This window comes from uncultured Frigoribacterium sp. (assembly GCF_963515265.1).
Lineage (GTDB): Bacteria > Actinomycetota > Actinomycetes > Actinomycetales > Microbacteriaceae > Frigoribacterium.
Map to the genome: position 1 here is coordinate 1 of NZ_CAUPYL010000154.1, position 6,088 is coordinate 6,088.

The 6,088-nt window shown below is 72.4% G+C and carries 7 protein-coding genes; 3 read left to right on the forward strand and 4 right to left on the reverse strand.

The window, feature by feature from the left end; translation table 11 throughout:
• From RWM17_RS11175 to RWM17_RS11190, 4 genes are all read right to left on the reverse strand, one after another.
• Positions 1-390 (reverse strand): biotin/lipoyl-containing protein (locus RWM17_RS11175; RefSeq protein ID WP_314103699.1); only part of this gene is annotated, 390 nt, incomplete at its 3' end.
• Positions 391-403: 13 nt separating this feature from the next.
• Positions 404-1,369 carry an alpha-ketoacid dehydrogenase subunit beta gene (locus tag RWM17_RS11180; RefSeq protein ID WP_244638810.1) on the reverse strand — a complete coding sequence of 322 codons (966 nt, stop codon included), beginning with the start codon at positions 1,367-1,369 and terminating at the stop codon, positions 404-406.
• A gap of 95 nt (positions 1,370-1,464) precedes the next feature.
• Positions 1,465-2,622 carry a thiamine pyrophosphate-dependent dehydrogenase E1 component subunit alpha gene (locus RWM17_RS11185; RefSeq protein ID WP_314103700.1) on the reverse strand — a complete coding sequence of 386 codons (1,158 nt, stop codon included), beginning with the start codon at positions 2,620-2,622 and terminating at the stop codon, positions 1,465-1,467.
• Positions 2,623-2,652: 30 nt separating this feature from the next.
• Positions 2,653-3,723, reverse strand: coding sequence for a histidinol-phosphate transaminase (locus RWM17_RS11190; protein WP_314103701.1), 1,071 nt, complete (start codon positions 3,721-3,723; stop codon positions 2,653-2,655).
• A 30-nt stretch (positions 3,724-3,753) separates the two neighbouring features.
• Here RWM17_RS11190 and RWM17_RS11195 point away from each other — a divergent pair, with 30 nt between their 5' ends.
• Genes RWM17_RS11195 through purB form a run of 3 tightly spaced genes read left to right on the forward strand, consistent with a single transcriptional unit; the run spans position 3,754 to position 6,037 of the window.
• On the forward strand, positions 3,754-4,158 hold the full coding sequence (locus RWM17_RS11195) for a phage holin family protein (RefSeq protein ID WP_123548496.1): 405 nt from the start codon (positions 3,754-3,756) through the stop codon (positions 4,156-4,158).
• Positions 4,159-4,208: 50 nt separating this feature from the next.
• A complete protein-coding gene (locus RWM17_RS11200; RefSeq protein ID WP_146905901.1) occupies positions 4,209-4,658 on the forward strand; it encodes a low molecular weight protein-tyrosine-phosphatase in 450 nt (149 codons plus the stop codon).
• Positions 4,655-6,037: an adenylosuccinate lyase gene (purB, locus tag RWM17_RS11205; protein ID WP_314103703.1), complete on the forward strand. Its 1,383-nt coding sequence runs from the start codon at positions 4,655-4,657 to the stop codon at positions 6,035-6,037. The genes RWM17_RS11200 and purB overlap by 4 nt, the downstream gene beginning before the upstream one ends.
• Positions 6,038-6,088 lie beyond the last annotated feature (51 nt).

Consider the following 6,088-nt stretch of genomic DNA (forward strand, 5'->3'; position numbering starts at 1 on the left):
GGGCGGGGCAGCAGGGGCGGGCGCGGACTGGCGAGCGCGCTGCTCGGAGAGCGCCGCCTCCTCCTGCGCGATGATCTGGGCGGTGCGAGCCAGCGCGCCCGACTCGCCGGACGCGGCCTCGGCGGCCCGGTCGGACGGCGTCGCCGGTCCGGTGCCGTCGGCGATGGTGATGATCGGGGTGCCGACGTCGACGGTCTCGCCGCTGGCGACGAGCACGCTCTCGACGACGCCCGCGTAGGGCGAGGGCAGCTCGACGAGCGACTTGGCCGTCTCGATCTCGACCAGAACCTGGTTGATCTGGACGGTGTCGCCCGGGGCGACCTTCCACTCGACGATCTCGGCCTCGGTCAGGCCCTCGCCGACGTCGGGAAGGGGGAACTCACTGGTCACGGAGGTGTTCCTCTCAGTACGCGAGAGCGCGGTCGACGGCCTCGAGCACGCGGTCGGCGTCGGGCAGGTAGAGGGTCTCGAGCTTGGCGGGCGGGAAGGGCGTGTCGAACCCGCTCACGCGCAGCACCGGGGCCTCGAGCGAGTAGAACGCCTTCTCGGCGACCGTCGCGGCGATCTCGGAGCCGACGCTGACGAAGCCGGGCGCCTCCTGGGCGACGACGAGGCGGCCGGTCTTGCGGACCGACTCGAGGATCGGCGCGTAGTCGATCGGCGACAGCGACCGCAGGTCGACGACCTCGGCCGAGATGCCCTCGGCGGCCGCGATCTCGGCGGCCTGCAGCAGCACGCTGACCATGGCGCCGTGGCCGAGCAGGGTGACCTCCGTGCCGGTGCGGACGACGCGGCTGGCGTGCAGGGGCGCGTGCGGCTCGGCGAGGTCGACCTCGCCCTTGGGCCAGTAGCGGCTCTTGGGCTCGAAGAACATGACCGGGTCGTTCGACGCGATCGCCTCCTGGATCATCCAGTAGGCGTCGTGCGGCGTGCTCGGGCTGACGACCCGCAGGCCGGCCGTGTGCGCGAAGTAGGCCTCGGGGCTCTCCTGGTGGTGCTCGACGGCGCCGATGTGCCCGCCGTAGGGCACCCGGATGACCACGGGCATCGTGACCGAGCCCTCGTGGCGGTTGGTCATCTTGGCGAGCTGCGAGACGATCTGGTCGAAGCCGGGGTAGATGAACCCGTCGAACTGGATCTCGACGACGGGGCGGAAGCCGGCCATCGCGAGGCCGATGGCGCTGCCGACGATGCCCGACTCGGCGAGGGGAGTGTCGATGACCCTGTTCTCGCCGAACTCGGCCTGCAGCCCCTCGGTCACGCGGAACACGCCGCCGAGCGTGCCGATGTCCTCGCCCATGAGCAGCACGCGCGGGTCGTCGGCCATGGCGCGGCGGAGACCGGCGTTGATCGCCTTGCCGAGCGGCATGGTCTCGAGGGAGGCGCGGGTCGGCTCGTCGACGCCGACGCCGCCCTGCGGACCGGCGGCCGGCGCGGCGGCAGCGGTGGTGGTCGTCACGTCGCTCATGCGCGTCCTCCTGCAGAGTCGGAGCCGGCGTCGCCGCCGAGGCCCTGTTCGTAGTGGGTGAGCCACTCGTGCTGCTCGCGCATGACGGGGTGCGGCTCGCTGTAGACGTGCTCGAACATCAGCGACGGGTCGGGCGCGGGCAGCGACGTCGTGCGGGTGCGGACGTCGTGGCCCAGGTCGTCGCCCTCGGCCTCGAGCCCGGCGAAGAACGCGTCGCCCTCGCCACGCGACTGGAGGAACGCGGCGAAGCGGTCGATCGGGTCGCGGGCGATCCAGCCCTGCAGCTCGTCGTCGGTGCGGTACTTGCTCGGGTCGTCGGACGAGGTGTGCGCGCCGATGCGGTACGTCATCGCCTCGATGAACCGGGGACCGGAGCCCGAGCGGGCGGCCTCGAGGTCGCGGCGGCTCACGGCGTAGCTCGCGAGCACGTCGTTGCCGTCGATCTGGGTCGCGGGCAGGCCGAAGCCGGCGGCACGGTCGACGAGCGGCGTGCGCGACTGGCGCGACACCGGCACGCTGATGGCCCACTGGTTGTTCTGCAGGAAGAACAGCTCGGGCGTCTGGAAGCTCGTCGCGAAGATCATCGCCTCGTTGACGTCGCCCTGGCTGGTCGCCCCGTCGCCGAAGAAGGTGACGACGGCCTGGTCGACCTCGGGGTCGCCGGTGCCGCTCTTGCCGTCGAGGCCGAGGCCCATCGCGTAGCCCGTGGCGTGCAGCGTCTGCGAGCCGATCACGAGCGTGTACACGTGGAAGTTCTGGTGGTCGGCGGGCACCCAGCCGCCGTGCGTGTGGCCGCGCAGCAGGCGCAGGATGTCGACCGGGTCGACGCCGCGGGCGAGGGCGACCGCGTGCTCGCGGTACGACGGGAACAGGTGGTCCTGCGGGCGGGTGGCGTGCGCCAGGCCGACCTGCGCGCCTTCCTGGCCGTGGCTCGGCACCCACAGGGCGAGCTGGCCCTGACGGGCGAGGGCGGCGGCCTCGCGGTCGAAGCGCCGCGTCAGCACCATGTCACGGTGCATCGCGCGCAGCTGGTCGTCGCTCAGGGCGTCGATCAGGGGCAGGAACTCGGCCGTCTCGTCGGTGCGGACCAGCTCGCCGGCGGGCGTCAGCAGCTGGACCGTGCCGGGGTGCCGGCTCGTTTCGCTCAGGGACATGCGGACCAATCTACTGGCGCTCTCATGCCCTCACACGGATGTAGTGCCCAGCACCTCCTGCGCGGCCTGCAGGAGGCGGTCGACGGACGCGGGCTCTCCGATCGTGACGCGGATGCCCTCGGGAGCGAAGGCGCGCACGACGAGGCCGTGGGTCTCGAACACCTCGGCGGCGTGGGCGGTGTGCTCGCCGGTCGGCAGCCAGACGAAGTTGCCCTGCGCGAGCGGCGGCTCCCAGCCCTGGTCGACGAGGGAGCGCCAGACCTGGTCGCGCAGCACCGCGATCCGGTCCACCCGCGCGAGCAGCTCCTCCTCGTGGGCCAGCGACGCCAGGGCGGCGGCCTGGCCCTGCGCGGTCACGGCCAGCGGGATCGCCGTCGAGCGCGCGGCGTCGAGCACCGAGGAGGCGCCGATCGCGTACCCGACGCGGAGCGCCGCCAGGCCGTGCGCCTTCGAGAACGTGCGCAGCACCACCAGGTTCGGGTGCCGCTCGGTGAGCGACGGGCCGTCGACGGCGTGCTCGTCGGTGACGAACTCGGCGTAGGCCTCGTCGAGCACGACCAGCAGGTCGTCGGGGACGGCCGACATGAACTCCTCGAACTCGGTCGTCGTGACGACCGTGCCGGTGGGGTTGTTGGGCGAGCAGACGATCACCAGGCGGGTGCGCTCGCCGACGGCCGCGGCCATCGCGACGAGGTCGTGGCTGCCGTCCTCGCGGAGGGGCACCTGCACGCTGGTCGCGCCGCTGACGGTGACCAGCCCGGGGTATGCCTCGAACGAGCGCCAGGCGTAGACGACCTCGTCGCCCGGGGCCGCGGCGGCGAGCACGAGCTGCTGCAGCAGCGAGACGCTGCCGGCGCCCACGTGCACCTCGTCGGTCGTGACGCCGAACTTGTCGGCGAGGGCGGCGCGGAGGCCGGCGGCCGTCGCGTCGGGGTAGCGGTTGACCGCGACGGCGTCGCGGAGCGCGTCGACGACGGCGGGCAGCGGCTCGAACGGGTTCTCGTTCGACGACAGCTTGAACGCGTCGGGCGCGGCCTGCTTCCCCTGGCGGTAGGCGGGCAGGGCGGCGATCTCGGGACGGAGCCTGACGGGAGCGTTCACCCGGCCACCTTAGGGCGGCATGATGGACCCATGCGATTCCTCGTGCGGCTGCTGATCAACGCCCTCGCCCTCTGGGCGACCACGTTCGTCGTCGGGGGAGTGCGGGTCGACGCGTACGGCGACGGCGGCACCACCGAGACCGTGCTGACCTACCTGCTCGTCGCGCTCATCTTCGGCATCGTCAACGGGGTCGTCGGCACGGTCATCCGCGTCGTGGCGTTCCCCCTCTACGTGCTGACCCTCGGGCTGCTCTCGCTGATCGTCAACGGGCTGCTCCTCGGCATCGTCGCCTGGATCTCGGGGCAGATCGGCTTCGGCCTCGTCGTCGACGGGTTCTGGTGGGGCGTGCTCGGCGCGCTCGTCCTCGCGGTCGTCGCCTGGCTGATCGGGATCGTGATCCGCCCGATCGTCGAGCCGAGCGACCGCCGGCGGTGAGCCGCCTCAGCGTCGTCTTCGTCTGCACCGGCAACATCTGCCGGTCGCCGATGGCCGAGGTGGTCCTGCGCGAGGTCGCCCGCCGGGCCGGCCACGCCGACTCGCTCGACGTGTCGTCGTCGGGCACGGGTGACTGGCACGTCGGCGAGGGGGCCGATCCGCGCACCGTCGAGGCCCTGCGGGCCCGTGGCTACGATGGCTCCCGGCACCGCGCCTCCCAGTTCTCGACCGCCGACTTCGCTCGTCACGACCTCGTGGTCGCGCTCGACCGGGGCCACGAACGGGTGCTCCGGTCGTGGGCCGAGAACGAGTCGGACCGCTCGAAGGTGCAGCTGCTCATGTCGTTCGACCCCCAGGGCGCGGCGCAGGGCGGCTCCGACGTGCCCGACCCCTACTACTCGGACCCGGCCATGTTCGACGACGTGCTCGCCATGGTCGAGCGAGCCTGCACCGCCCTCTTCCGCCAGATCGAACCCGCACTCCGCAAGGGACCCTCATGACGTTGCCCCCTCAGCCCCTCAGCCCGCTCGACGGCCGCTACCGCGCCTCCGTGGGGCAGCTCGGCGACCACCTCAGCGAGGCGGGCCTCAACCGGGCCCGCGTGCACGTCGAGGTCGAGTGGCTGATCGCCCAGACCGACCGCGGCGCGTTCGGCGCCGAGGCGCTCACGGCCGACCAGAAGGAGGCGCTGCGAGCCGTCGTCACCGACTTCGGGCAGCCCGCGATCGACGAGCTCGCCGGGCTCGAGGCCACGACCCGCCACGACGTCAAGGCGGTCGAGTACTACGTCCGCGCCCGCCTGTCCGAGCTGGGCCTCGACCCGATCGCCGAGCTCACGCACTTCGCCTGCACGAGCGAGGACATCAACAACCTCTCGTACGCGGTGACCGTCAAGGCCGCCGTCGCCGAGGTCTGGCTGCCGGCGCTCGACGCCGTCGTCGACGCCCTGTCGACCTGGGCCACGGACGCGCGCGACGTGCCGATGCTCGCGCACACGCACGGCCAGCCCGCGACCCCCACGACCGTCGGCAAGGAGTTCGCGGTCTTCGTGCACCGCCTCCAGCGCCTCCGCGCCCAGGTGGCCGGCACCGAGTACCTCGGCAAGTTCAGCGGCGCCACCGGCACGTTCTCGGCGCACGTCGTCGCCGACCCGTCGGCCGACTGGCCCGAGATCTCGCGGGCCTTCGTCGAGGACGCCCTGGGCCTCAGCTGGAACCCCCTCACGACCCAGATCGAGTCGCACGACTGGCAGGCCGAGCTCTACTCGCGCATCGCCCACGCCAACCGCGTGCTGCACAACCTCGCGACCGACATCTGGTCGTACATCTCGATGGGCTACTTCACGCAGATCCCGCAGGCGGGCGCCACCGGGTCGTCGACGATGCCGCACAAGATCAACCCGATCAAGTTCGAGAACGCCGAGGCCAACCTCGAGCTGTCGTGCGCCCTGCTCGACTCGCTCGCCGCGACCCTCGTCACCTCGCGTCAGCAGCGCGACCTCACCGACTCGTCGGCCCAGCGCAACATCGGCGTCGCCCTCGGCCACTCGGTGCTCGCGCTCGACAACCTGCGCCGCGGTCTCGGCGAGATCGCCGTCGGCACCGCGGCCCTCGAGGCCGACCTCGACGGCAACTGGGAGGTGCTCGGCGAGGCGATCCAGACGGTGATCCGCGCCGAGGTCGTCGCCGGGCGCTCGTCGATCGCCGACCCCTACGCGATGCTCAAGGAGCTCACCCGGGGCAAGCGCGTCTCGCAGGCCGACCTCGTCGCCTTCGTCGAGGGGCTCGACATCGGCGCCGACGCGAAGGCCCGCCTCGTCGCGCTCACCCCCGCGACCTACACGGGCCTCGCCGCGGACCTCGTCGCCCGCCTGAGCTAGCCGCGGCGCTCTGCGGGCTGCGTGCTGCGTGCAGGTCGCGCGGCGCCGCGC